Below are 23929 nucleotides of genomic sequence, written 5' to 3' on the forward strand. Positions count from 1 at the left end.
CTGTTACGGTAAATAACGGGTTAAGGAACCCATTGACGGTGTCTTAAAGTTGGGCGGCCTTCCAGGACGAGAGCAGGTGCGCTCCCTCCCCCGCTTGCGGGGGAGGGTTGGGGAGAGGGTGTTTCCACAATCGAGAACCCCCGAGATGAGAGAGCCCTCACCCGCGCCTTCGGCGCGACCTCTCCCGCAAGCGGGAGAGGCGAAGAGCACCGCCGAAGCCGGTCTAGCCCTTGCCCTCGCGCTTGCCTTCCTCCAGCGGCACGGCCGTGCCCGTGCCGCTCATCGCCGACAGGGCCTCGAGCGCCTCTTCGCAGAAATCGGCCACCATCTGCTCGTGCCGGGCGCCGAGCTGAAGCAGCAGCAGGTTACCGAGGTCGAGCACGCCGGACGCCGCCCCTTCCGGAAAGCGCTTCTTCAGGATGCGCTCGTAGTTCTCGTGGCGATCGCGGTGGTGTTCGAGCCGGGCCATCAGGTCGGTGCGCATCGGCTCGAGGCCGATGCTGTCCAGCGCGTGCAGCCGCACCAGGAGGTCGTCCTTGATGGAAGGGGGCGTGCTTGGCCGCGCAGCCCAGTGCCGCAGCGCTGTTCGGCCCTCCGGAGTCAGCGTATAGATCAGTTTATTGGGCTTGCCCGTCTGCACGACCTCGCGGCCCTGGATGTAGCCGCGGTCGCGCAGCTTTGAGAGCTCGCGGTAGATCTGCTGGTGGTCGGCCTTCCAGAAGAAGCCGATCGAGGAATCGAATGTCTTGGCGAGCTCGTAGCCCGTCATCGGACGTTCCGTCAGGCATGCGAGGATTGCGTCGCCCAAAGCCATGACCCGGTCCTCCTGTTCTCGACCTTAACCAATTGGCTTGACTTTATGCGCATCGGCGCATATGCGTCAATGTGCATATGAGGTGATCCAAGAACGAGGGCAAACACCGCCCCGAAAACCCCAATGGAATCAACCTTCGCGCTACTGTGCATGGGGTTGTTTTCGCGTTTTTTTGCCGAAGCCTTTAGGGAGGCAGCTGAATGACCGGCCTCGAGTCCTGGTACGGCTACATGAAGTCGCATGACCGGGCAGCGCTGTGGGACCTGCTCCATCCCGACGCCGTGTTCGAAAGCCCCGTCGTGCACGCGCCGCAGCACGGCCGCGACATTACCTTCAAATATCTCGCTAGCGCCGAGAAGGTGCTCGGCGGTCCCGGCTTCCTTTATGTCGGCGAATGGAAGAGTGAGAGCGGCGCCGTGCTCGAATTCAAGACCATCATCGACGGCATCGAGATCAACGGCGTCGACATTATCAGCTTCGATCCGGAGGGGCGCATCACGCATTTCAAGGTGATGGTGCGGCCGCTCAAGGCGATCAACATGCTGCATCGCCTGATGGCGGAGCAGCTTGCCGCTGCTCAATCCTAAGCCAGTATCATCACTTCAAGGCCTGCCGGGAGACCACCATGCCGATCTACAAAGCCCCCGTCGAAGACGTGAACTTCCTGCTCAACGACGTCTTCCAGATCGATCGCTACGACAATCTCGCCGGTTTCTCCGATGCGTCGAGCGACGTGCGCGAAGCCATTCTCGGCGAAGCCGCCAAGCTTGCCGAAGAGGTGCTGCAGCCGCTCAATCGCGTGGGCGATCTCGAGGGCTGCAAGCGCGCCGATGACGGCAGCGTCACCACGCCCAAGGGATTCAAGGAGGCGTTCAAGCAGGTCGCCGAGGGCGGCTGGCTCGGCCTGTCGGCACCGACCGAGTACGGCGGCCAGGGCCTGCCGGTGACGCTCTCGCAGGCGGTCAACGAATTCCAGATCTCCGCCAATATGGCGTTCTCGATGTATGGCGGCCTCACGATGGGCGCGACCGCGGCGCTGATCGTCCACGGCACGCAGGAGCAGAAGCAGACCTACGTGCCAAAGATGGTTGCGGGCGAGTGGACCGGCACCATGAACCTGACCGAGCCGCATTGCGGCACGGACCTTGGCATGCTCCGCACCAAGGCGGTGCGGCAGCCCGACGGCAGCTTCAAGATCACGGGCACCAAGATCTTCATTTCGGCCGGCGAGCATGACCTCGCGCCCAACATCATCCACCTCGTGCTTGCCCGCATCGAGGGCGCGCCCGCCGGCATCAAGGGCGTGTCGCTGTTCGTGGTGCCGAAATTCATGGTCAATGCCGATGGTTCGGTGGGGCAGCGCAACGGCGTGGTGTGCGGCTCGATCGAGCACAAGATGGGCATCCACGGCAATTCCACCTGCGTGATGAACTACGACAACGCCGTCGGCTGGCTGATCGGCGAAGAGAACAAGGGCATGCAGGGCATGTTCGTGATGATGAACGAGGCCCGCCTCGGCGTCGCCGTGCAGGGTCTCGCGCAGTCGGAAGTCGCCTATCAGAACGCGGTCGCCTATGCCCGGGATCGCATCCAGGGCCGTTCGCTCACCGGTGCCAAGGCGCCGGACAAGCCGGCCGATCCGATCATCGTCCATCCCGACGTGCGCCGCACGCTGCTGTCGATCCGCGCCTTCAACGAGGCCGCCCGCGCCTTCGTGATGTGGACCGCGCTGAAGAGCGACGTCGCCCATCGCTCCGAGGATCCCAGGGATCGCCAGGCCGCCGACGATCACATGGGCTTGATGACGCCGGTGCTGAAAGGCTTCCTCACCGATTACGGCTTCGCCAATGCGGTGCAGGCACAGCAGATGTATGGCGGCCACGGCTACATCGCCGAGCAGGGCATGGAGCAGTTCGTGCGCGACGCCCGCATCGCCATGATCTACGAAGGCGCCAACGGCATCCAGGCGCTCGACCTCGTCGGCCGCAAGCTGCCGCGCGATGGCGGCCGCGCCATCATGGCGTTCTTCGGCGAGGTCATGGCCTTCGCCAAGGAGAACGGCGGCGACGAGGCGATGAAGCCCTTCATCACTCCGCTCTCGACTTCGTTCGGCCATCTCCAGCAGGCCACCACGTGGCTGATGCAGAACGCGATGGCCAAACCCGACAATGCCGGCGCTGCCGCGACCGATTACCTGAATCTCTTCGGCTTCGTCGCCCTCGGCTATATGTGGGCGAAGATGGCGAAGGTGACGCAAGCCAAGATTGCCGAGAGCGGGGCGACTCCCTATCTCTCGACCAAGCTCGTCACCGGCCGCTTCTTCATGGAGCGGATGCTGCCGGAGACCGCCGCCAATCTTGCGCGCATCCAGGCCGGCTGCGCCACCATCATGGAACTGCCGGCGGAAGCGTTCTGAGGATTTCCGCCCGAATGATAGCGACCGCGCGGCGGTCGCGACCAATAACTGCAATCAGGAGGCTCCCATGGCAGATGCCTATATTTACGACCACGTCCGCACCCCGCGCGGCCGCGGCAAGGCGGACGGCGCGCTGCACGAAGTCACCGCGCTCGCGCTTGCGACCGTGCCGCTCAAGGCGCTCAAGGACCGCAACAACCTGCCGGAAGATTCCGTCGATGACGTCATTCTCGGCGTGGTCGATCCCGTCGGCGAAGCCGGCTCCGACATTGCGCGTTTTGCCGCGCTGAAGGCGGGCCTCGGCGAAGCCGTGCCGGGCGTGCAGATCAGCCGCTTCTGCGCCTCCGGCCTCGATGCCGTGAATTTTGCCGCAGCCCAGGTGATGAGCGGCCAGCACGAGCTCGTGATCGGCGGCGGTGCCGAATCGATGAGCCGCGTCGGCATCGGCGCCTCCGGCGGCGCCTGGCCGATGGACCCGTCGATGGCGGTGCCCTCATATTTCATGCCGCAAGGGGTCTCTGCCGATCTGATCGCGACCAAATACGGCTTCTCGCGCGACGATGTCGACGCCTATGCGGTGCAGAGCCAGCAGCGTGCGGCGAAGTCCTGGGATGAAGGCCGCTTCGACAAGTCGGTCGTCCCGGTGAAGGACATCAACGGCCTCACCATCCTCGCCAAGGACGAGCATATGCGTCCCTCGACGACGATGCAGTCGCTGGCGCAGTTGCAGCCGGCGTTCACGATGATGGCGCAGATGGGCGGCTTCGATGGCGTCGCGGTGCAGTCGCATCCGGAAATCGAACGCGTCAATTACGTGCACCACGCCGGCAATTCGTCGGGCATCGTCGATGGTGCCGGCGCGGTTCTGCTCGGCAGCAAGGAAGCCGGCGGCAAGTACGGCCTGAAGCCGCGCGCAAAGATCCGCGCCTTCGCCAATATCGGCTCTGAGCCCGCGATGATGCTGACCGGCCCGGTCGACGTCACCGAAAAGCTGTTTGCGCGCTCCGGCATGAAGAAGTCGGACATCGACCTGTTCGAGCTCAACGAGGCCTTCGCCTCCGTCGTGCTGCGCTACATCCAGGCCTTCGACATCGACAACGCCAAGATCAACGTCAATGGCGGTGCCATCGCGCTCGGCCATCCGCTGGGCGCGACCGGTGCCATGATCCTCGGGACCGTGCTCGACGAGCTCGAGCGCACCAACAAGGCGACCGCACTGGTGACGCTGTGCATCGGCGGCGGCATGGGCACCGCGACCATCATCGAACGCGTCTAAGGGTAGGGGAGCAACCAGCATGGCTTACAAGAACTTCAAGGTTGAGACCGATTCCGACGGCATCGCGCTTGTCACCTGGGACATCCCGGGCCGTTCGATGAACGTGCTCGACGAGACCTCGACCAGCGAGCTCGACGCGATCGTCAAGGCGACCACGGCGGATGCTGCGGTGAAGGGCGTCGTCATCACCTCCGCCAAGGAAGCGTTCTGCGCGGGTGCCGATCTGTCCATGCTCGAAGGCATGAACCAGGCCTACGCAAAAGTGTTTGGGGAGCAGGGCGAGACGGCGGCAAACCAGATGCTGTTCGAGCAGAGCCGGCGCTTCTCGCAGGTGCTGCGCTCGATCGAGACCTCCGGCAAGCCGTGGGCGGCCGCGATCAACGGTCTCGCGCTCGGCGGCGGTTTCGAGATCACGCTGTGCTGCCATTATCGCGTGGCGGCGGAAAATCCCAAGACCCGCCTCGGCCTGCCCGAGGTCAAGGTCGGCCTGTTTCCGGGCGCCGGCGGCACGCAGCGCGTGCCGCGCCTGGTGCCGCCGCAGGACGCGATGACGATCCTGCTCAAGGGCGATCCGGTCACGATCGAGAAAGCCAAGGCACTGAATCTGATCCACGCCATCGTTCCCGCCGCCGATCTTATCAAGGCGGCCAAGGACTGGATCAAGGGCGGCGGCAAGGCTGTCGCGCCCTGGGACGAGAAAGGCTTCAAACTGCCGGGCGGTCCGGTGTTCTCCAAGGCCGGCATGATGATGTTTCCGGCCGGCAACGCGATCTATCGCCGCGAGACCTACGACAATTATCCGGCCGCGCGCGCGATCATGAGCTGCGTCTACGAGGGCCTGCAGTTGCCGATCGACGCCGCGCTACGCGTGGAATCGCGCTACTTCACCTCGGTGCTGCGCTCGAAGGAAGCGGCCGCGATGATCCGCAGCCTGTTCCTGTCAATGCAGGAATTGAACAAGGGCGCGCGCCGTCCGAAAGATGTGCCGCCGACCAAGGTGAAGAAGATCGCCGTGATCGGCGCCGGGTTCATGGGTGCGAGCGTCGGCTATGTCTCGGCCCGTGCCGGCCTCGACGTCGTCCTGATCGATCGCGACCAGGAAAGCGCCGACAAGGGCAAGGCGCATGCGCAAAAGGTGATCGAGGAGCAGATCAAGAAGGGCCGCGCCAAGCCCGGTGACGCAGAAGCCCTGCTCGCGCGCATCACGCCGACCGCGGACTATTCCGCGCTGAAGGATGTCGATCTCGTCATCGAGGCCGTGTTCGAGGACCGCAAGGTCAAGGCTGATACCTTTGCCAAGGCGCAGGAGCATATGAAGCCGGACGTGATCTTCGCGTCCAACACCTCGACGCTTCCGATCACCTCGCTGGCCGAATCCTTCAAGGACCAGGGCAGGTTCGTCGGCATCCATTTCTTCTCGCCGGTCGAGAAGATGATGCTGGTCGAGATCATCCAGGGCAAGAACACCGGCGATCTCGCGATCGCGACCGCACTCGATTACGTCCGGCGGATCGGCAAGACGCCGATCGTCGTCAACGACAGCCGCGGCTTCTTCGCCAATCGCTGCGTCGGCCGCTACGTCGCCGAAGGCAACGAGATGTTCCTCGAAGGCGTGCCGCCCGCGATGATCGAGAATTGCGCGAAGATGGCCGGCATGCCGGTCGGCCCGCTCTCGCTGTCGGACGAGGTCGCGCTCGACCTCGGGCTCAAGATCATGAAGGCGACGGAAGCCGATCTCGGCCCCAACGCCATCAATCCCGATCAGAAGAAGCTGATGGTGGAAATGGTCGAGAAGCAGGGCCGTCTGGGCCGCAAGAACAGCAAGGGGTTTTACGATTACCCCGAGAAGGGCAAGGGTCAGAAGAGCCTGTGGCCGGGCTTGTCCGCGCTGCAGCCCAAGCAGCTCGACCCCGACACCCTCGACGTCGAGGAGTTGAAGCAGCGCTTCCTGGTGGTGCAGGCGGTGGAAGCCGCGCGCACGGTGGAGGACCACGTCATCACCGATCCGCGCGAGGCGGATGTCGGCTCGATCCTCGGCTTCGGCTTCGCGCCGTTCACCGGTGGCACGCTGTCCTACATCGACTTCATGGGTCCCAAGAAGTTCGTCGAACTTTGCCACAAGCTGGAGGCGAAATACGGCTCGCGCTTCACCCCGCCGAAACTCCTCGAGGAGATGGCCGCGAAGGGAGAAACTTTCTACGGCCGCTTCGCTCCGAACAAGGCGGCGGCGTGATTCTCTGAACCCCTAGCCGGGATGAAAAATACGAAAGGCCGGATTCTCCGATCCGGCCTTTCGCATGTGCGCCTCAGGCAGCCTGAATCAGTCCTTCCTTCTTCATCGCTTCCTGCACCTGCGGCCGCGCCGCGACGCGGGTCTTGTACGCGGCAAGGTTCGGCATCGCCGAGAGGTCGAACTTCATCCGGTCGCCCCAGGTCAGCATCGTGAAGAGATAACCGTCGGCCACCGTGAACTGCTTGCCCATGAGGTAGTCGCGGCCGGCGAGCTGGCTGTCGATGTATTTCAGCTTGCCCATGACGCGGTCTTTGAAGAAGGCCTTGGCCTCGTCGTTCAGCGCCGGCGCGAACATCGGGCCGAAGCTCTTGTGCACCTCGGAGGTGAGGAAGTTCAGCCATTCGAGCAGCTTGTAGCGCTCGGCGCTGCCGTGGGCCGGCGCCAGCGCCTTGGCCGAGGCCTGATCGGCGATCATCTGGACAATCACCGGGCCTTCGGTCACGATCTCTCCGCTATCGAGGCCCAGCGCAGGGACCTGGCCCTTGGGGTTCAGCTTCAGATAATCCTCACCGTTTTCGAGCTTCTTGGCCCGGATATCGACCTTGACCAGTTCATAGGGCAGGCCGGCTTCCAGGAGCGCGATATGGGGGGATAGCGAGCAGGCACCGGGCGAATAGTACAATTTCATGGAATTTCCTCCTCTTGTTGCTTGGTTCAGGCGAAAGAACGACTACATGCATCTGCTTGAAATAGTCAAGATTGATGCAGGTGCATCGAATAGGGTAAGAGACGGGCGACGAGCTTGAGCGGGACCATGAAACGCAAACCATCGACCGAGGCGACTTCCGCCTGGATCCGCTTGATGCGGGTGCAGAGCCGTGTGCTCAATTGCGTCGAGCAGGACCTGAAGAAGGCCGGCTTCCCACCGCTGGCATGGTATGACGCGCTGCTCGAACTGTCACGGGCGCCCTCGGGCGAGCTCCGGCCGGTCGAACTCGAACGGCAGATGCTGATCCCGCAATATTCGACATCGCGGCTGATCGACCGCCTGGTCGACGAAGGTCTCGCCTCGCGGCGCGAATGCAAGATCGACAAGCGCGGCCAGTTCGTGGAGATCACGGAAGCCGGCCGCGAATTGCAGAAGCGGATGTGGGGCGCCTATTCGGCCGCGATCGAGAAATATGTCGGTTCGAAACTGTCCGATGCGGATGCCGTCAAGCTCAGCGGTCTGCTCGACCGTCTGGGCTGCTCGTGCGGCGAGATGAAACTGCCGCCTGCCCACGTCAACGAAACCACACCGTTGCGATGATCGCGCGGCACACCAGTTCGTCCGTGCAGCCGGTGGCTGCGCGGACCATCCCTGTCACCCACGCGCGTTCGATCGAAGCGCTTTTGATTAGAGTCTGATATGGCGCGAGACCAGATCGATATGACGCCCCTGCAATCGCGCGACGAGCTCGTCAAGTGGTTCGAGGAAGGCTGCAAGGACCCGTCCGAGTTCCGCATGGGCACCGAGCATGAGAAGACGCCGTTTACGCTCGAAGGCCACCGTCCGGTGCCCTACGAAGGCCCGCGCGGTATCGGCGCGCTGCTCGAAGGCATGAAGCTCCTGCTCGGCTGGGAGCCGATCATGGAGAAGGGCAACATCATCGGCCTCTACGACGTCACGGGCGGCGGCGCGATCTCGCTGGAGCCCGGCGGGCAGTTCGAGCTTTCGGGCGCCCCCGTCGAGAACGTGCACCAGACCCAGAGCGAGCTGATGGCGCATCTGGCGCAGGTGCGCGAGATCGCAACGCCGCTCGGCATCGGCTTCCTCGGGCTCGGCATGACGCCGTCCTGGTCGCGCGCCGACATCCCCGTGATGCCCAAGGGCCGCTACAAGATCATGACCAATTACATGCCGAAGGTCGGCCAGTATGGCCTCGACATGATGTACCGGACCTGCACGGTACAGACCAATCTCGACTTCTCCTCCGAAGCCGACATGGTCAAGAAGCTGCGTGTTTCGCTCGCGCTCCAGCCGGTCGCAACCGCCTTGTTCGCCAATTCGCCGTTTACCGAGGGCAAGCCGAACGGCTTCCTCTCCTTCCGGTCCGAGATCTGGCGCGACACCGACAACGCGCGTGCCGGCATGATGCCGTGGGCATTCGAGGACGGTATGGGCTTCGAGCGCTATGTCGACTACGCGCTCGACGTGCCCATGTATTTCGTCAAGCGCGACGAGGACTACATCGACGTCTCGGGCTCTTCGTTCCGCGCCTTCTTCGATGGCCGCAACAACAATTTGCCCGGGGAACGTCCGACGCTGTCGGATTGGGCCAACCATCTTTCGACGATTTTCCCGGAGGTGCGGCTCAAGCGCTATCTCGAGATGCGCGGCTCCGATGGTGGCCCGTGGGGCCGACTGCCGGCGCTATCGGCGTTCTGGGCCGGGCTGCTCTACGACGATGTGTCGCTCGATGCCGCCTGGGACCTTGTGAAGCACTGGAGCGCGCATGAGCGTCAGGCCCTGCGCGACGACGTGCCGCGCTTCGGCTTCAAGTCGCGGATCAAGGACCGCTATCTGTTCGAGATCGCCAAGGAGTGCCTCGTTCTGGCACATGCCGGCTTGCGCCGGCGCGGCCGGATCGACCAGCTCGGCCGCGACGAGACCAGGCATCTGGAGCCACTCGATCGCATCATCGATTCCGGCCGCACGCCGGCTGAGGAGATGCTCGATAAGTTCAAGGGTCCCTGGAACGGCTCGGTGGAACCAGCCTACGCGGAATACGCTTTCTAGACACAAGGCCAGCGATCGGGAGCACGAGCCGTTCATCGCCCGTACAGGTTTGCGGCGATCAAATGGCCGGCTGAAAAACCCGAGCGTCGTCAATAACTCGAAAGCTGTTCCGATGGGGAAGGGCCGCCTGGCCGTCATGGCAAGCGTCCTGGCAAGCGTCGTGGCCTGCGCCACGCTGCTTTCGCTCGCGTTTGCGAGCTGGCCTGCGCGCGCCCAGACGGCGTTCGATCGGCCAGGCGGAGACTATTTCAGCACCCCCGTCACGTCGGGCGATCCCGAGGATTGCGCACTGCTGTGCGAGCGCGACCGCCGTTGCCGCTCGTGGAGCTTCAGCTATCCTGACGTTGAAGGCGGCTCGGCCGTGTGCTGGCTGAAGAACACGGTGCCTGCGCGGGTGCCGGGAAGCTGCTGCATCTCCGGTGTGCGCGGCGCCGGCGTGATCGAGCCGCGTGTCGAAGGCGTGGAGACCTCGATCGACCGCCCCGGCGGCGATTTGCGCAATTTCGAGATGAAGGACGGCGAAGGCGAAGAAGGCTGCAAGGCCGCCTGCACCGCCGACAACAAATGCCGCGCTTTCACCTATGCCCGCCCGGGCTACACCGGACGCGAAGCGCGCTGCTTCCTGAAAAAGGAAATCAAGCCGCCGCGGCGGAAGGCAGGATTCACGTCGGGCGTGGTGCGGTAGCATGCAGCTCTCACCACCGTCATTGCGAGCGTAGCGAAGCAATCCAGAATTGCTTCCGCGGCGGCAGCGGCGGCAGTCTGGATTGCTGCGTCGCTTCGCTCCTCGCAATGACGAGGAGGGTAAAGCGGACATCTCACTCTGCCGCGATCACCGTGATCTCGGGCCACAGCGTCTTCCAGCGTGCCGCCTTCGCCGCGTAACTGGCGGCTGAAAAATTCGGCGCCCGATTGGGTCGCACGATCAGCTTCGCGACGTCGTCGAACCCGTGCGGCGCGTAGACGTCGAAATCCCCACCGGCGGGGCGGATGCCCACCTGCGTATTCTCAGTGAGGAAGCGGTCGATACCGTCGGTCGCGCGCATCAAGGGCGGATAGGGCAGACCGTGCTTGCCGGGATACCAAAGGTGCACGCGCGCCTGGTTGCGGATTTCGACCTTGGGGCCGAGATGCGCGAGCTGCGCGTGCAGCTTGCGGATCACCGCGTCTTCCGCCTCCCATGAGGTGTCGGAATCGAAATAGAACACGTCGTAATCGGCGATGCCGTGATCGATTGGGCGGCCCGTGAGCACGTTCCACACCGTCTGCACCAGGCAGCCCGCGACGAGCCACGCATCCGGCAGCGCGAGGCGATGGATTTCATCGAGGATCGCTGCGTTGAACGGATTTCGCAGGGCGAGAGCCAGAAATTCGTCGCGGGCCATCACTATTGCGCTCCCTCTCCCGCGTGCGGGAGAGAGGTGAGGACGTTCCGGCCTTCAATGCACGGCGGTGAAAAACCGCGCCATGCGAAATCCGGACAGCCAGGTCCACACCGGCTGGCCCCGGATGCCGAGATCCCAGGATCCGAGCACGGCATCCGCGCGGCCGACCAGATTGTCGATCGGCAGCATGCCGACGCCGCCGGAGCGCAAGGGCACGCGGCTGTCGGCGGAGTTGTCGCGGTTGTCGCCGAGCACGAAGAGATGGCCTGACGGCACCGTCACTTCCTGCGTATTGTCGAGCGGACCGTTGTCGCGCATCTTGAAGATCAGATGCGAGACGCCGTTCGGCAGCGTCTCGACATAGCGATAGGCGGGTTCGCTGCCGCCATTGTCGTCCTCGGCGGCGCCAACGCCGTCAGGCTTCAGCTCGGCGGGGCGGTCGTTGACGAAGAGCTGGCCTTGGCGCAGCTGGATGCGGTCGCCGGGGAGGCCCACGACGCGCTTGACCCAGGCCTGCGAGCGGTCGCCGGGCCAGCGGAAGACCACGACGTCGCCCTGCTTCGGCGTCTCCGCGAACACGCGGCCGCTCTCGGGCAGGTTGATCTGGATCGGCAGCGACGAGGTGCCGTAGCCGTAGGGGAATTTCGAGGCGATCAAGGCGTCGCCGATCAACAGCGTCGGCTCCATCGAGCCCGACGGCACATAGAACGGCTCGGCTAGCGCGCCCTTGGCGATGAACACCGCGGCGACGATGCCGGCGAGCTGCACGAGCTGGCCTGCCCAGCCGCTGCTCTTCCGCTTGGTGGCGGCAGTTATCTTCTCGACGCTCATCCGCCTGTTCCACCCACCGTAATGCGTTCCATCAACAGCGACGGCTGGCCGACGCCGACCGGCACGCCCTGACCGTTCTTGCCGCAGGTGCCGATGCCGGTATCGAGCGCGAGATCGTTGCCGATCATGCGGATGCGATGCAGGTCGGTCGGCCCGTTGCCGATCAGCATGGCGCCCTTCAGGGGCGCACCGATCTTGCCGTTCTCGATCTTGTAGGCCTCGGTGCACTGAAACACGTATTTGCCCGAGGTGATGTCGACCTGGCCACCGCCGAAATTCGCGGCGAAGACGCCATTCTTCACCGACGCCAGGATCTCGGCCGGATCGCGGTCGCCCGCGAGCATGTAGGTGTTGGTCATGCGCGGCATCGGCACATGGGCATAGCCCTGGCGGCGGCCGTTGCCGGTCGGCTTCATGTTCATCAGGCGCGCGTTCTGACGGTCCTGCATGTAGCCGACCAGGACGCCGTCCTCGATCAGCACGGTGCGGTTGGTCGGCGTGCCCTCGTCGTCGATCGACAGCGAGCCGCGGCGCGAGGCAATGGTGCCGTCATCGACCACGGTGACGCCCTTGGCCGCGACCTGCTGGCCCATCAGGCCGGCAAACGCCGACGTCTTCTTGCGGTTGAAGTCACCTTCGAGGCCATGGCCGACCGCTTCATGCAGCATTACGCCAGGCCAGCCGGCCCCGAGCACGACGTCCATTTCGCCGGCGGGGGCGGGAATCGATTCCAGATTGACCAGGGCCTCGCGCAGCGCGCCGTCGGCGGCGTCGCGCCAGGATTTGGCTTCGATGAATTCGGCGTAGCCGGCGCGGCCGCCATAGCCCTTGCTGCCGCTCTCCTGGCGGTCGCCCTGCCCGGCGACGACGGAGACGTTGACGCGCACGAGCGGGCGGATGTCGCGATAGCTCTCGCCGTCGGGCCGCAGGATCTCGACCACCTGCCAGGTCGCGCCCAGGCTGACGCTGACCTGCCGCACCCGCGGATCCTTGTCGCGCAGATAGGCGTCGATCTCGGCGAGCAGCTTGACCTTGGTCTCGAAGCCGGGGGCATCGAGCGGATTGTCGTCACTATAAAGCCGCACGTTGGTATGCGGCGGAGGCGCGGCGAAGCTGCCGGAATAACCACCGCGCACGGCCGCGACCGCGTCCGCGGCGCGAATCAGCGCCGGCAGCGACACGTCGGAGGAATGCGCGTAGCCGACGGCGTCGTCCTTGACGGCGCGCAGGCCAAAACCCTGCGAGGTGTCGTAGGTCGCCTGCTTCAGCCGTCCATTGTCGAACATCAGCGCTTCGGTCTGGCTGTATTCCAGGAACAATTCGCCATCGTCGGCACCGGCAAGCCCGCGCGCGAGCTCGTTGCGAACCTGATCGCGGTCGAGATTGGCGCGGTCGAGCAGAGAGGTTGTGGCAGGGTTGGTCATGCGTCCGTCCATTATCGGGGGATGTGAGGCAAGATAATGGTTTCCCGGCAGTTCCGCGAGGGCGCCAAGTCTCACATTACGGAAACAATAGGAATCGCGGGGCTAACCGCCCTTCACCCTACGGCAGCTTGTCATATCCCTCGCCGAGCCCGTTCAGGCTGAGCGGGAAGCCGATGCCTTCTTCCGGGGTCTCGAAGATGATGAAGGTCGCGGTCTTGGCGGTGCGGAGCTGACCGAGCAGCTTGTCGTCCATGACGACCTCGGCGACGCAGCCATTGGGCAGGCAGCGGACAAAGCCGGCGCGGCCGACATCCTGGTTGTCGAGCTTGAGGCCGAGGCCGGAGGGCAGGAGAACGCCGAGGGGGGCGACGACCCGCATCAGGCGGCTCTTCTGGTCGGCGGTCTTGAGGACGATCACGGTCAGGCCGGCGTTGGAGCGGTCTTCGGCCACCACGCTCTGGATCAGGGCGCATTGCTCGGACTGGGCGCCCGGCGGGGTGTCGCAGCGGATCTGCCAGTCGCCATGGACGGAGCGCACCGCGCCCTGCGCATGGGCGAGCCCCGGAAGTGCCATGACGACGACCGCCGCCAGCAGGGCAGCCCGCATCGTCAGGCCGCCAGCCCGCCTCGTCGCCCGCCTTGCCATGGATCTCGAAAACCCCATCGGGTCGGTCCCTCTGCTCGCCTGGGTCGCTCGCACCCGGCGGACTGATACGGGAATGACGGCGTCTTGAAGGCGATTCGCAAGCAAATTCCACGCCGCCACGGCCGCCGTTGCCCGCACGAATCAGGTTCCGGTGCGGCTGTCTGCCAGTGCCTACCGCGGGCAATTCCGCTGTCAAGGCGCAGCATCTCGGGAAACGGTATTTTTGTCTGATGTTACTAGGAAATATCTTGCGGGTGATGGCTGACAGGCGAGGCTCAAGACTGCATTGCGATAGATCAAGAATTATGGTTTGAGAGGCTTGATTTCGGCGTTCTAGCGATCTGGCCCCAATTCCTCTTAGAGGTATTCTTGCGCGGCGGTTTGTCAGACGGGGGGATCGAATAAAGCGTTTCCCGAAAATAGGGGAATGCACTTGGGGTGATTTCGTTAGGGGAGCGCGAACGGCATGAAGATGTCGATGGGCCCGGTGGGCCGGCACTTGCTGGGATTGGCCGTGGCGGGTCTGACGCTGGCGACGGGCGGTGCGGCATTTGCCGAGCTCGGGCAACCGGCTGCGTGGGAGTGGACGCTTCAGCAGTCCGGGTCCCCGGTGATGGACAACATCGTCTGGTTCCACAATTTCCTGTTCGTGCTGATCACGCTGATCACGCTGTTCGTTCTGGCGCTGCTCGTGATCGTGGTCGTGAAGTTCAATGCGAGAGCCAATCCGGTGCCGTCGCGGACCACGCACAACACGCTGATCGAGGTGGCGTGGACGCTCGTTCCGGTGCTGATTCTGGTTGGTATCTCGGTGCCGTCGTTCCGCCTCTTGTTCCTCGAGCTCGACGTGCCGAAGGCGGATCTGACCATCAAGGCGACCGGCAAGCAGTGGTACTGGTCCTACGCCTATCCGGATAACGGCAAGTTCGAGTTCGACTCGCTGATGGCCCAGGACAAGCAGCCCCGTCTGCTCGGCGTCGACAACGAGATGGTGGTGCCCGTCAACAAGGTGGTCCGGGTCCAGGTCACCGGTGCCGACGTGATTCATGCCTTCGCGCTGCCGTCCTTCGGCGTCAAGATCGACGCCATTCCGGGTCGGCTCAACGAGACCTGGTTCAAGGCCACCAAGACCGGCATGTTCTACGGCCAGTGCTCGGAGTTGTGCGGCAAGGACCACGCCTTCATGCCGATCGCCATCCGCGTGGTGAGCGACCAGGAGTTCGCCTCCTGGGTCGAGACCGCGAAGAAGAAGTACGCGAGCGGCGGCACCAGCACCTACGCCTCCACCGCCGGCCCGACGCAGTGAGCGCCGGGCGAAGGGTTCGAGGAAACTGAAAGCGACATAAGGCGGGACCTCCAGAGGTCCGATCGGGACGCAAGGCAGGATTAGAAAATGGCAACGAGCGCAGCGGCACACGGCGATCACGCGCAAGACCACGGACATGACGAGCACGCCCATCCGACCGGATGGCGGCGCTACGTCTATTCGACCAACCACAAGGACATCGGCACGATGTACCTGATCTTCGCGGTCATCGCCGGCGTCATCGGCGCCGCGATGTCGATCGCGATCCGTGCCGAGTTGATGTATCCGGGCGTGCAGATCTTCCACGAGACGCACACCTACAATGTGTTCGTGACCTCCCACGGCCTGATCATGATCTTCTTCATGGTCATGCCCGCGATGATCGGCGGCTTCGGCAATTGGTTCGTGCCGCTCATGATCGGCGCGCCCGACATGGCGTTCCCGCGCATGAACAACATCTCGTTCTGGCTGCTGCCGGCCTCGTTCGCGCTGCTGCTGATGTCGACCTTCGTCGAGGGTGAGCCGGGCGCCAACGGCGTCGGCGCCGGCTGGACCATGTACGCGCCGCTGTCGAGCTCGGGCCATCCGGGCCCGGCCGTCGACTTCGCGATCCTGTCGCTGCATCTGGCGGGCGCCTCTTCGATCCTCGGCGCCATCAACTTCATCACCACCATCTTCAACATGCGCGCGCCGGGCATGACCCTGCACAAGATGCCGCTGTTCGTGTGGTCGATCCTGGTGACGGTTTTCCTGCTGCTGTTGTCGCTGCCGGTGCTCGCCGGTGCGATCACGATGCTGCTCACCGACCGCAATTTCGGCACGACGTTCTTCAACCCCGAAGGCGGCGGCGATCCCGTGCTGTTCCAGCATCTGTTCTGGTTCTTCGGTCACCCCGAAGTGTACATCCTGATCCTGCCCGCCTTCGGCATGGTCAGCCAGATCGTCTCGACCTTCTCGCGCAAGCCCGTGTTCGGTTATCTCGGCATGGCCTACGCCATGGTCGCGATCGGCGGCATCGGCTTCGTGGTGTGGGCGCACCATATGTACACGGTCGGCATGTCCTCGGCGACGCAGGCCTATTTCGTCGCCGCCACGATGGTCATCGCGGTCCCGACCGGCGTGAAGATCTTCTCGTGGATCGCCACGATGTGGGGCGGCTCGATCGAGTTCCGCGCGCCGATGATCTGGGCGGTGGGATTCATCTTCCTGTTCACCGTCGGCGGCGTCACCGGCGTGGTGCTGGCGAATGCCGGCGTCGACCGCGTGCTGCAGGAGACCTACTACGTCGTCGCGCACTTCCACTACGTGCTGTCGCTCGGCGCGGTGTTCGGAATCTTCGCCGGCTGGTACTACTGGTTCCCGAAGATGTCGGGCTACATGTACAATGAAGGGCTCGCGAAGGCGCACTTCTGGGTCACCTTCATCGGCGTGAACCTGGTGTTCTTCCCGCAGCACTTCCTTGGCCTGTCGGGCATGCCGCGCCGCTATGTCGATTATCCCGACGCGTTCGCGGGCTGGAACCTGGTCTCGTCGGTCGGTTCCTACGTCTCCGGCTTCGGCGTGCTGATCTTCCTCTATTGCGTGATCGACGCCTTCGCGAAGAAGGTGCCGGCTGGCGACAATCCGTGGGGTGCAGGTGCGACCACGCTGGAATGGACGCTGCCCTCGCCACCGCCCTTCCACCAGTTCGAAGTGCTGCCCCGCGTGCAGTAAGCCAGTGCTCGCGGCGCCCGTGACGGGCGCCGCGGCTCGACAACGAAGCGAGTCAGTCTAGTGTCCGTCCTCGACCACAACGCCATCGACATCAATCCCCGCATCTCCGAAGCGGAGGTTGGCGATTACATCGCGCTCTTGAAGCCGCGGGTGATGTCGCTGGTGATCTTCACCGCTCTGGTCGGAATGGCGATGGCGCCCGGGCATTTCCACCCGGTGCTGGCCTTCACCTCGCTGCTTTGCATTGCCGTCGGCGCTGGCGCGTCCGGAGCGCTCAACATGGCGCTCGAAGGCGACATCGACGCCAAGATGTCGCGCACGGCGAACCGGCCGATTCCGCGCGGCCGCATCACCCGCCCCGAGGCGATGACCTTCGGCATGACGCTCGCCTTCTTCTCGGTGATGACGCTCGGCATCCTCGTCAACTGGATCGCGGGCGCGCTGCTCGCCTTCACCATCTTCTTCTACGTCGTGATCTACACGATCGGCCTGAAGCGCTGGACCGCGCAGAACATCGTGATCGGCGGTGCCGCCGGCGCGCTGCCGCCGGTGGTGGCCTGGGCCGCGGTCACAGGGACGGTCGACGTCGAGCCGCTGCTGCTGTTCGCCATCATATTCTTCTGGACGCCGCCGCATTTCTGGGCGCTGGCGCTGTTCCGCTCCGACGATTACGCGCGCGCCGGCATTCCGATGCTGCCCAACGTCGCCGGCCCCGACGCGACGCGGCTTCAGATCCTGCTCTACACCATCGTGCTGATCGCGGTCGCGGCTGCGCCCTGGGCGCTCGGCTATTTCGACGCCATCTACGGCATCGTCTCGCTGATCCTCGGCGCCGGCATGCTCGCGTTCGCCATCAACGTCTATGTCCGCCGCGAGCGCAGCCAGTCGCTGCGGGCGACCCGCAAGCTGTTTGCGTTCTCCATCCTTTATCTGTTCGCGCTGTTTGCGACCTTGCTGGCCGAGGTCGTGTTCCGGGCGCTTGCGCCGATGGTAGGGGGCGCATGATCGCAGGAATGGCCGACAAACCCGAGATAGATGGAATCGTCCTCACCGAGGCGCAGAAGAAGAGCCGTCGTCAGCGCTCGATCGCGATCGCACTCGCGCTCGGCGTGCTCGTGGTGCTGTTCTTCGCCGTGACCATGGTCAAGGGGCCGGCCGTGCTCGTCCGGCCGATGTAGGAAACATGGATCAGAAGCCGACCATATCGCAGGATCAGAGCCGGACGGCCACTAGGGGGCGCAGGCCCGCCAAGGGGCTTGGCCGCGACGTGGTGGTCGCCTCGATCTGCGGCGGCGTGGTCGCGCTGATGGTCGGCGCCTCCTACGCGGCGGTGCCGTTCTACAACTGGTTCTGCCGCGCCACCGGCTTTAACGGCACGACCCAGGTCGCGACCTCGGCGCCGGCCAGCGGCCCGATCGCACGGAAGATCGCGGTGCGCTTCGATTCCAACGTCGCGCCCGGCCTGCCCTGGAAGTTCGAACCCGAGCAGAGCGAGATCGAGGTCAATATCGGCCAGGTCGTGACCGTCTTCTACACGGTGACCAACCAGGCTGCGCGGACCACCGCAGGCCAGGCCGCCTACAATGTCGCGCCGCTGACGGTCGGATCCTATTTCCAGAAGATCAACTGCTTCTGCTTCACCGAGCAGACCATGGCGCCGGGCGAGAAGCGCGAGATGCCGGTCGTGTTCTACGTCGATCCGTCGATTGCCGACGACCACGAGAACGACGGTCTCAACACGATCACGCTGTCCTACACGTTCTATCCGGTGAAGGATCCGGTGGTGAAGCCGCTCGCGGCCAGCGAAGACGACAAACGCAAGGGAAATCTCTGATCTCCGGGCTCACGCGCCGGGGTTGGAAACAAGGGGATAAGTGCCTGACAGGCACGGGATTGAGGAGCGAGACCGCAAATGGCAACGGCGCACACCAAGCAACACGACTACCATCTGGTCGATCCATCGCCATGGCCCGTCGTCGGCTCCATCTCCGCCTTCATCATGGCGGTCGGCGCGATCACCTGGATGCACCACATGTTCTCGGCTGCGCCGATCATCTTCGGTGTCGGCACCGTCGGTGTGCTCTACACCATGGCGAGCTGGTGGGGCGACGTGATCAGGGAAGCCCAGTACAAGGGTGACCACACCCGCGTCGTGCAGCTGCATCACCGCTACGGCATGATCCTGTTCATCGCCTCGGAGGTGATGTTCTTCGTTGCCTGGTTCTGGGCCTATTTCAACGCGGCGCTATTCCCGGCCGACGCCGTCCATGCCACCCGCGATGCGGTGTTCGGCTGTGGTCTCGGGACCGCGGCCGGCGCCTGCGCCGTGCCGGGCACCTGGCCGCCGCACGGCATCGAGACCTTCGATCCCTGGCATCTGCCGCTCCTGAACACGCTGATCCTGCTCACCTCCGGCACCACGGTGACTTGGGCCCACCATGCGCTGCTCGAGAACGATCGCCAGGGCCTGAAATACGGCCTGATCCTCACCGTCGTGCTCGGCGCGCTCTTCACCTGCGTGCAGGCCTATGAGTACAGCCACGCGGCATTCTCCTTCGGCGGCAACGTCTACGGCGCGACCTTCTTCATGGCGACCGGCTTCCACGGCTTCCATGTGCTGGTCGGCACCATCTTCCTGCTGGTGTGCCTGTTCCGCGCCTATGCCGGCCACTTCACGCCGACCCAGCATCTCGGCTTCGAGTTTGCCGCCTGGTACTGGCACTTCGTCGACGTGGTCTGGCTGTTCCTGTTCCTCTGCATCTATGTCTGGGGACACGGCGCCGAGACCATGGCCCACGGCGCGCACTGAGCGGGCTGATATCGGATCGTGAGAGGGCGGCCCCGGGGCCGCCCTTTTGCTTTTTTGCGCGCAGGGGTTTCGGCAGAAACTGTGATAGACCCTGTCATCATGAACAAAGCCGACGACACGTCCGAGTCGCAAGCCACCGTCCTGCAGAGCGCGCTGCGCGGGCTTGCCTGCAAATGCCCGCGTTGCGGTCAGGGCAAGCTCTATGCGGGCTTCCTGACGCTTGCGCCGTCCTGCGAGCGTTGCGGCCTCGACTACGCCTTCATCGATTCCGGTGACGGTCCGGCGATCTTCATCATCATGCTCGCCGGGGCGATCGTGGTCGGCTGCGCGCTCGTCGTCGAGGTCAAGTACCAGCCGCCGTACTGGCTGCACGCGGTGTTGTGGCTGCCGTTGATCCTGGCGACCACCCTGCTGCCCTTGCGCACGATGAAGTCGCTGCTGATCGCGCTGCAATTCCACCATAAGGCGGCGCCGGGCCGGCTGGTCGACCGCGCGAAATGAACGAGACCGCGCGCAAGCCCCGCGTGGCCGGCTTCGCGCTGTTCACGCTATTCCTGACCGCGGTCTGCATCGTGCTCGGTGTCTGGCAATTGCAGCGCCGCCTCGCCAAGCACGAGCTGATCGCCGCCCTCACCGAGCGTCTCGCGGAGGCACCGATCGCTCTGCCGCCGCCGGCACGATGGCCCGCGCTAAGTCCCGCGCGCGATGAATTCCGCCGTGTCAGCTTTACCGCAACCTATGCGCAATTGCCCGATGCGATGGTCTATTCCCCCGGATCCGCCGTGCGCAAGGATGCGTCGGGCCCCGGCACCTGGGCGTTCCTGCCGGCCCGGCTGCCGAGCGGCGAGACGGTGGTGATCGACGCGGGCTTCGTCGAAAACACCATGCAGGATCGCAGCGTCGAGGATCGCGCGGTCAAGAAGCTCGTCACGGGGCAGGCGGTCTCGTTCACCGGCTATCTGCGATTCCCCGAGTCACCTGGCTGGCTGACCCCGGCGGCGAACCGCGACAAGCGGCTGTGGTTCGTGCGCGATCACGTGGCGATCGCGAGCACGCTGGGCTGGGGCGCGGTTGCGCCGTTCTATGTCGATCTCGAGCAGCCGGCGCCCGAGAACGGCATTCCGCGGCCGGGGCCGCTCGACGTGCATCTCAGGGACGATCACCTGCAATACGCCATCACCTGGTTCACGCTTGCAGGCGCCGTGCTCATCGCCTTCGCCGTGTGGGCAAGAGGGCGGCGACGGGCTGAGCTCCATAGATCCCCGTAGGGAGCCCAGGGCTATCGCATATGACGTCTCAGCGGCGCCAGAGCGAACGCCTCGTCCTTCGAGACGACCGCTTCGCGGCCTCCTCAGGATGAGGCTCAGCTGCATCCATCCGCGTTGAAACGCTGCCGCATACTCATCCTCATCCTGAGGGCCCGCCGCAGGCGGGCGTCTCGAAGGATGGCCGCAGTCGAGCTTCCAGCCATATTTTTCTTCATATGCGACAGCCCTGCCAGGGAACCCGGTATCGCCCGGGGTTTACCATTCACTGGACATTCACGAGTGTGGTCCTAAGCCGCCATCGTTTTTCCGCGGCAGACAGGATTGCAGCGTGAGCGATTTCGACCAGATGGGAATTGTCATCGACTGGGTGGATGCCTGCAGGAAGGGCGACCTCGCGACGCTCCTCGACCTCTATGCGGACGATGCCCAGGTCGAATGCACGTGCAACGGCACGCAGCGCTATCGCGGCCGGAGCGAGCTCGAAGCCTATTGGCAGCCGCGGCTCAGCGCTTTTTCGTCAGCGGGTTTCGGGCTGGAGGAAATCCATCCTGCACCCCACGGCGTCGATCTCGAATATTCCGTCGCCGGCGCGCTGCGCATCCGCGCCTCGTTTTGTTTCAGCCCCGACGGCAAGATCCGCACCACGCTGTGCGAGCCGGCGCGACAGAACGCGCAGCTTGGCTGGGCGTGCTAGAGTTTCGGTTCTGATCAAGTCAGAACCGAACTCCAGATTCTGTTTTGACACGTTTTCTTCACGCGAACCGGTATCCGCTTCGCTCGAAAACGCTCTAGCCGGTGACCGGCTCCTCGCGTGCCGGTGCGGCGGGAAGGCGGCAGCGCACATAGGTCCGGCCGTCCACGCGCAGCAGTGACAGCGATCCGCTGAGCGCGCGCGCACGCTCATGCATGCCGGTCAGGCCGCGGCCGAACACATTGCCTTCGGGAAAGCCGCCGCCGTCGTCGGAAATCTCGATGACGACCGTCTCGCCGGCGAAGGTCGCCTGCACGTGGGCATTGCTGGCGCCGGCATGACGCAGCACGTTGGTCAACGCCTCCTGAATCACGCGATAGACGGTCTGGGCCAGCGGCCCGTCGATCGCGTTGAGATCCGGATCAATCGTGTCCGTCAGGTTGATGGACGGCGCCTGCTTGCGAAAATTCCGGAGCAGCGTCTGCACACTGGTCTCCAGACCCAATTCCTCGATGTAGAGCGGTCGCAACCGGTCGAGGATGCGCCGGTTGGTCTGCTGGAGCGCCTCGACCGATTGCAACACATCCTGCGCCGAACTGCCGGGATTTCCCGCCGGGGGCGAGGCGTCGGCCAATGCGATCGTGCCGGCGCGGATGCTGAACAGCAGCGGGCCGAGCTCGTCGTGCAGTTCGCGCGCGAGATCGCGCCGTTCGTCGTCCTGGAGCGACACCAGGCGGCGCAGCAGGTCGCGATTGTCCTGGCTCAATTGCGCCAGCGTTTCGGCCAGCGCGTTGGCCTCCTCGCAGCTTTGCCGGATTTCCGGCGGTCCCCCGACCGGGATCGGCGTTGCGTAGTTGCCGCGCCGCATCCGCGTGAGGCCTGCGCCGAGATCCTGCAGCGGGCGCAGGGCCGATCCCGCGAAAACATAGGCAATAGTGCCGGTGAGTACCATCAGCACGGCAACGAGGATGGTCAGCGCGAGAAAGCCGATCCACTTCTCGAACAGGTCAGCCGACAGGTCCGGCAGGAAGACGAGATCGCCGACACGCTGGCCGCCGATCGTCACCGGAGCTGCCGCGTCCATGTCTGGAATCGTGAGCAGGTCCACAAACCATTGTGGTACGCCATGCGGCTTGCGCGGGCCGTCCCTCGCTGAGGACGCGGGACCCATCTCCGCGGCACGGAATTGGATATCGGAGGAGGTGTCCAGAGAATGGACAAAGGCGTCGAGCGTCTGCCGCGGATTGTTCGAGGTGCGCAGGGTGTTGTTGAGCGCGGCGGCAACGGTCTGGATCGAACGCCGCCCCGGCTCGTTCTCGTCCGCCAATTGGTCGGTCGCGAAGATCTGGAGCAGCACGCCGCCCATGATCAGCGCGGCGAGGAAGCTCATGCCGAGCGGCAGAAACAGTTGGGTCCTGAAGGAGAAGCGACGCCACATTAGGTCAATTCTAACGCGCATCGGTCGGATTTGCTCTTTCCATTTGTTCCCGTCGGTTTATGAGTCGAAAAACTAGAGAGTTACAATGCAAGATACTGCCAAGCCGGCGACCCGCGTCCTGATTGTCGACGACCATCCCGTGGTGCTGTCCGGTTGCCGCACCCTGTTCGCCTCCGACCATTCGATCCGGATCGACGAGGCGACCGACGCCAAATCCGGGCATCGCGCCTATGTCAGCAAGCGGCCCGACGTCACCGTGATTGACATCAGCCTGCCCGACGTCTCCGGCTTTGAATTGATGCGACGCATTCGCAAGGACGATCCCGACGCCAAGATCATCATGTTCAGCATGAACGACGATCCGGCCTTCGTGGTGCGGGCGGTCGAGCTGGGGGCGCAAGGCTACGTCTCCAAGGGCGACGATCCCCGGATCCTGCTCAAGGCGGTCCGCAAGGTGGTTGCGGGCGACAATTTCATCTCACCGCAGCTCGCAGAGGCCGTGACGTTTTCCGGCGCGGCGATCAAGGCCAATCCTGCCTCGCTGATGACGCCGCGGGAGCTCGAGATTCTTCGCCTGCTGGGGCGAGGCGACAAGATCGTCGAGGTCGCCGAGGCGCTCGGCATCTCCTACAAGACCGTCGCCAACACCACCTCCCTGCTCAAGCAGAAGCTCGGTGCCAAGAACCATTCCGATCTGATCCGGATTGCGGTGGAAATCGGGATGAACTGACGCCCGGGGCGCCGAACCGGCTGCTCCAGGATGCTGCCGGTTCGGCGGGGCGGACCGGTCTCGGCGCTCCGCCGGGCAATGCATGGATAGCGCCGACACCATCCGCCGACACAATGAGCCGAGCCGTCGTTCGTTCCCGAACTCTCCGGCGGGAAATAACAGCAATGCGT

At 64.3% G+C, this 23929-nt stretch carries 24 protein-coding genes; 17 read left to right on the plus strand and 7 right to left on the minus strand.

Annotated features, from left to right (window positions below; all coding sequences use genetic code 11):
- Nucleotides 1-223 precede the first annotated feature (223 nt).
- Nucleotides 224-814: a PadR family transcriptional regulator gene (locus tag AC0L2F_RS08815; protein ID WP_473248141.1), complete on the minus strand. Its 591-nt coding sequence runs from the start codon at nucleotides 812-814 to the stop codon at nucleotides 224-226.
- 200 nt (nucleotides 815-1014) lie between these two features.
- Here AC0L2F_RS08815 and AC0L2F_RS08820 point away from each other — a divergent pair, with 200 nt between their 5' ends.
- The 4 genes from AC0L2F_RS08820 (at nucleotide 1015) to AC0L2F_RS08835 (ending at nucleotide 6739) form a co-directional block, all read left to right on the plus strand.
- Complete coding sequence (locus AC0L2F_RS08820) at nucleotides 1015-1401, plus strand: nuclear transport factor 2-like protein (protein ID WP_473248142.1); 387 nt, start codon at nucleotides 1015-1017, stop codon at nucleotides 1399-1401.
- A 38-nt stretch (nucleotides 1402-1439) separates the two neighbouring features.
- On the plus strand, nucleotides 1440-3230 hold the full coding sequence (locus AC0L2F_RS08825; RefSeq protein ID WP_473248143.1) for an acyl-CoA dehydrogenase C-terminal domain-containing protein: 1791 nt from the start codon (nucleotides 1440-1442) through the stop codon (nucleotides 3228-3230).
- A 67-nt stretch (nucleotides 3231-3297) separates the two neighbouring features.
- The gene (locus tag AC0L2F_RS08830; protein ID WP_007605048.1) at nucleotides 3298-4506 is read left to right on the plus strand and encodes an acetyl-CoA C-acetyltransferase; all 1209 of its coding nucleotides are present in this window, start codon (nucleotides 3298-3300) and stop codon (nucleotides 4504-4506) included.
- 19 nt (nucleotides 4507-4525) lie between these two features.
- A complete protein-coding gene (locus AC0L2F_RS08835) occupies nucleotides 4526-6739 on the plus strand; it encodes an FAD-dependent oxidoreductase (RefSeq protein WP_473248144.1) in 2214 nt (737 codons plus the stop codon).
- Between the two features lie 73 nt (nucleotides 6740-6812).
- Here AC0L2F_RS08835 and gstA read toward each other — a convergent pair whose 3' ends face one another.
- Nucleotides 6813-7427, minus strand: coding sequence for a glutathione transferase GstA (gene gstA, locus AC0L2F_RS08840; protein ID WP_007605052.1), 615 nt, complete (start codon nucleotides 7425-7427; stop codon nucleotides 6813-6815).
- Nucleotides 7428-7553: 126 nt separating this feature from the next.
- Here gstA and AC0L2F_RS08845 point away from each other — a divergent pair, with 126 nt between their 5' ends.
- From AC0L2F_RS08845 to AC0L2F_RS08855, 3 genes are all read left to right on the plus strand, one after another.
- Nucleotides 7554-8048, plus strand: coding sequence for a MarR family winged helix-turn-helix transcriptional regulator (locus tag AC0L2F_RS08845; protein ID WP_007599417.1), 495 nt, complete (start codon nucleotides 7554-7556; stop codon nucleotides 8046-8048).
- 99 nt (nucleotides 8049-8147) lie between these two features.
- Nucleotides 8148-9518, plus strand: coding sequence for a glutamate--cysteine ligase (locus AC0L2F_RS08850; protein ID WP_007605054.1), 1371 nt, complete (start codon nucleotides 8148-8150; stop codon nucleotides 9516-9518).
- A gap of 112 nt (nucleotides 9519-9630) precedes the next feature.
- Nucleotides 9631-10203 carry a PAN domain-containing protein gene (locus AC0L2F_RS08855; RefSeq protein ID WP_473248145.1) on the plus strand — a complete coding sequence of 191 codons (573 nt, stop codon included), beginning with the start codon at nucleotides 9631-9633 and terminating at the stop codon, nucleotides 10201-10203.
- A 133-nt stretch (nucleotides 10204-10336) separates the two neighbouring features.
- Here AC0L2F_RS08855 and AC0L2F_RS08860 read toward each other — a convergent pair whose 3' ends face one another.
- The 4 genes from AC0L2F_RS08860 to AC0L2F_RS08875 all read right to left on the minus strand — a co-directional run bounded on the left by AC0L2F_RS08860 (nucleotide 10337) and on the right by AC0L2F_RS08875 (nucleotide 13822).
- Entirely contained in the window at nucleotides 10337-10903 is a 567-nt protein-coding gene (locus AC0L2F_RS08860; RefSeq protein WP_473248146.1) for a nucleotidyltransferase family protein, read from the minus strand.
- Between the two features lie 54 nt (nucleotides 10904-10957).
- On the minus strand, nucleotides 10958-11734 hold the full coding sequence (gene lepB / locus AC0L2F_RS08865; RefSeq protein ID WP_473248147.1) for a signal peptidase I: 777 nt from the start codon (nucleotides 11732-11734) through the stop codon (nucleotides 10958-10960).
- The gene (tldD, locus tag AC0L2F_RS08870; protein ID WP_063996780.1) at nucleotides 11731-13158 is read right to left on the minus strand and encodes a metalloprotease TldD; all 1428 of its coding nucleotides are present in this window, start codon (nucleotides 13156-13158) and stop codon (nucleotides 11731-11733) included. Before tldD ends, lepB begins: the two co-directional genes overlap by 4 nt.
- 118 nt (nucleotides 13159-13276) lie before the next feature.
- Nucleotides 13277-13822, minus strand: a complete 546-nt coding sequence (locus AC0L2F_RS08875) for an invasion associated locus B family protein (RefSeq protein ID WP_063994564.1) — start codon at nucleotides 13820-13822, stop codon at nucleotides 13277-13279.
- A 448-nt stretch (nucleotides 13823-14270) separates the two neighbouring features.
- Between AC0L2F_RS08875 and coxB the strand changes: the two genes are divergently transcribed.
- The 9 genes from coxB to AC0L2F_RS08920 all read left to right on the plus strand — a co-directional run bounded on the left by coxB (nucleotide 14271) and on the right by AC0L2F_RS08920 (nucleotide 21594).
- Nucleotides 14271-15110 (plus strand): cytochrome c oxidase subunit II, encoded by an 840-nt coding sequence (gene coxB, locus AC0L2F_RS08880; protein ID WP_007599432.1) that lies wholly within the window; start codon nucleotides 14271-14273, stop codon nucleotides 15108-15110.
- Nucleotides 15111-15197: 87 nt separating this feature from the next.
- Nucleotides 15198-16823, plus strand: a complete 1626-nt coding sequence (ctaD, locus tag AC0L2F_RS08885; protein ID WP_473248148.1) for a cytochrome c oxidase subunit I — start codon at nucleotides 15198-15200, stop codon at nucleotides 16821-16823.
- 60 nt (nucleotides 16824-16883) lie between these two features.
- The gene (locus AC0L2F_RS08890; RefSeq protein ID WP_007605062.1) at nucleotides 16884-17828 is read left to right on the plus strand and encodes a heme o synthase; all 945 of its coding nucleotides are present in this window, start codon (nucleotides 16884-16886) and stop codon (nucleotides 17826-17828) included.
- Nucleotides 17825-18001, plus strand: coding sequence for a hypothetical protein (locus tag AC0L2F_RS08895; protein ID WP_007599435.1), 177 nt, complete (start codon nucleotides 17825-17827; stop codon nucleotides 17999-18001). The genes AC0L2F_RS08890 and AC0L2F_RS08895 overlap by 4 nt, the downstream gene beginning before the upstream one ends.
- Nucleotides 18002-18006: 5 nt before the next feature.
- Nucleotides 18007-18657: a cytochrome c oxidase assembly protein gene (locus AC0L2F_RS08900; protein ID WP_473248149.1), complete on the plus strand. Its 651-nt coding sequence runs from the start codon at nucleotides 18007-18009 to the stop codon at nucleotides 18655-18657.
- Between the two features lie 78 nt (nucleotides 18658-18735).
- On the plus strand, nucleotides 18736-19632 hold the full coding sequence (locus AC0L2F_RS08905; RefSeq protein WP_473248150.1) for a cytochrome c oxidase subunit 3: 897 nt from the start codon (nucleotides 18736-18738) through the stop codon (nucleotides 19630-19632).
- Nucleotides 19633-19731: 99 nt separating this feature from the next.
- Complete coding sequence (locus tag AC0L2F_RS08910; RefSeq protein ID WP_473248151.1) at nucleotides 19732-20133, plus strand: DUF983 domain-containing protein; 402 nt, start codon at nucleotides 19732-19734, stop codon at nucleotides 20131-20133.
- Nucleotides 20130-20900, plus strand: coding sequence for an SURF1 family protein (locus AC0L2F_RS08915; RefSeq protein WP_473248152.1), 771 nt, complete (start codon nucleotides 20130-20132; stop codon nucleotides 20898-20900). The genes AC0L2F_RS08910 and AC0L2F_RS08915 overlap by 4 nt, the downstream gene beginning before the upstream one ends.
- Before the next feature lie 328 nt (nucleotides 20901-21228).
- Nucleotides 21229-21594, plus strand: a complete 366-nt coding sequence (locus tag AC0L2F_RS08920; protein WP_473248153.1) for a nuclear transport factor 2 family protein — start codon at nucleotides 21229-21231, stop codon at nucleotides 21592-21594.
- Nucleotides 21595-21688: 94 nt separating this feature from the next.
- Here AC0L2F_RS08920 and AC0L2F_RS08925 read toward each other — a convergent pair whose 3' ends face one another.
- Nucleotides 21689-23029, minus strand: a complete 1341-nt coding sequence (locus tag AC0L2F_RS08925) for a histidine kinase (RefSeq protein ID WP_473248154.1) — start codon at nucleotides 23027-23029, stop codon at nucleotides 21689-21691.
- 85 nt (nucleotides 23030-23114) lie between these two features.
- On the opposite strand from AC0L2F_RS08925, the gene AC0L2F_RS08930 reads away from it, so the two are divergent.
- The gene (locus AC0L2F_RS08930; protein WP_007605075.1) at nucleotides 23115-23759 is read left to right on the plus strand and encodes a response regulator transcription factor; all 645 of its coding nucleotides are present in this window, start codon (nucleotides 23115-23117) and stop codon (nucleotides 23757-23759) included.
- The last annotated feature ends 170 nt before the right edge of the window (nucleotides 23760-23929 follow it).

The organism is Bradyrhizobium sp. Ken64, from assembly GCF_055807555.1.

What these genes read in the sequence shown, in the direction of transcription:
- coxB (WP_007599432.1), top strand. Translation starts at nt 14,271, where the DNA reads ATGAAGATGTCGATGGGCCCGGTGGGCCGGCACTTGCTGGGATTGGCC.
- AC0L2F_RS08925 (WP_473248154.1), bottom strand. Translation starts at nt 23,029, where the DNA reads ATGTGGCGTCGCTTCTCCTTCAGGACCCAACTGTTTCTGCCGCTCGGC.
- AC0L2F_RS08930 (WP_007605075.1), top strand. Translation starts at nt 23,115, where the DNA reads ATGCAAGATACTGCCAAGCCGGCGACCCGCGTCCTGATTGTCGACGAC.
- AC0L2F_RS08845 (WP_007599417.1), top strand. Translation starts at nt 7,554, where the DNA reads ATGAAACGCAAACCATCGACCGAGGCGACTTCCGCCTGGATCCGCTTG.
- AC0L2F_RS08855 (WP_473248145.1), top strand. Translation starts at nt 9,631, where the DNA reads ATGGGGAAGGGCCGCCTGGCCGTCATGGCAAGCGTCCTGGCAAGCGTC.
- AC0L2F_RS08900 (WP_473248149.1), top strand. Translation starts at nt 18,007, where the DNA reads ATGGATCAGAAGCCGACCATATCGCAGGATCAGAGCCGGACGGCCACT.
- AC0L2F_RS08850 (WP_007605054.1), top strand. Translation starts at nt 8,148, where the DNA reads ATGGCGCGAGACCAGATCGATATGACGCCCCTGCAATCGCGCGACGAG.
- AC0L2F_RS08895 (WP_007599435.1), top strand. Translation starts at nt 17,825, where the DNA reads ATGATCGCAGGAATGGCCGACAAACCCGAGATAGATGGAATCGTCCTC.
- gstA (WP_007605052.1), bottom strand. Translation starts at nt 7,427, where the DNA reads ATGAAATTGTACTATTCGCCCGGTGCCTGCTCGCTATCCCCCCATATC.
- AC0L2F_RS08830 (WP_007605048.1), top strand. Translation starts at nt 3,298, where the DNA reads ATGGCAGATGCCTATATTTACGACCACGTCCGCACCCCGCGCGGCCGC.
- tldD (WP_063996780.1), bottom strand. Translation starts at nt 13,158, where the DNA reads ATGACCAACCCTGCCACAACCTCTCTGCTCGACCGCGCCAATCTCGAC.
- AC0L2F_RS08915 (WP_473248152.1), top strand. Translation starts at nt 20,130, where the DNA reads ATGAACGAGACCGCGCGCAAGCCCCGCGTGGCCGGCTTCGCGCTGTTC.
- AC0L2F_RS08910 (WP_473248151.1), top strand. Translation starts at nt 19,732, where the DNA reads ATGAACAAAGCCGACGACACGTCCGAGTCGCAAGCCACCGTCCTGCAG.
- ctaD (WP_473248148.1), top strand. Translation starts at nt 15,198, where the DNA reads ATGGCAACGAGCGCAGCGGCACACGGCGATCACGCGCAAGACCACGGA.
- AC0L2F_RS08825 (WP_473248143.1), top strand. Translation starts at nt 1,440, where the DNA reads ATGCCGATCTACAAAGCCCCCGTCGAAGACGTGAACTTCCTGCTCAAC.
- AC0L2F_RS08820 (WP_473248142.1), top strand. Translation starts at nt 1,015, where the DNA reads ATGACCGGCCTCGAGTCCTGGTACGGCTACATGAAGTCGCATGACCGG.
- AC0L2F_RS08815 (WP_473248141.1), bottom strand. Translation starts at nt 814, where the DNA reads ATGGCTTTGGGCGACGCAATCCTCGCATGCCTGACGGAACGTCCGATG.
- AC0L2F_RS08875 (WP_063994564.1), bottom strand. Translation starts at nt 13,822, where the DNA reads ATGGGGTTTTCGAGATCCATGGCAAGGCGGGCGACGAGGCGGGCTGGC.
- AC0L2F_RS08860 (WP_473248146.1), bottom strand. Translation starts at nt 10,903, where the DNA reads ATGGCCCGCGACGAATTTCTGGCTCTCGCCCTGCGAAATCCGTTCAAC.
- AC0L2F_RS08835 (WP_473248144.1), top strand. Translation starts at nt 4,526, where the DNA reads ATGGCTTACAAGAACTTCAAGGTTGAGACCGATTCCGACGGCATCGCG.
- AC0L2F_RS08905 (WP_473248150.1), top strand. Translation starts at nt 18,736, where the DNA reads ATGGCAACGGCGCACACCAAGCAACACGACTACCATCTGGTCGATCCA.
- lepB (WP_473248147.1), bottom strand. Translation starts at nt 11,734, where the DNA reads ATGAGCGTCGAGAAGATAACTGCCGCCACCAAGCGGAAGAGCAGCGGC.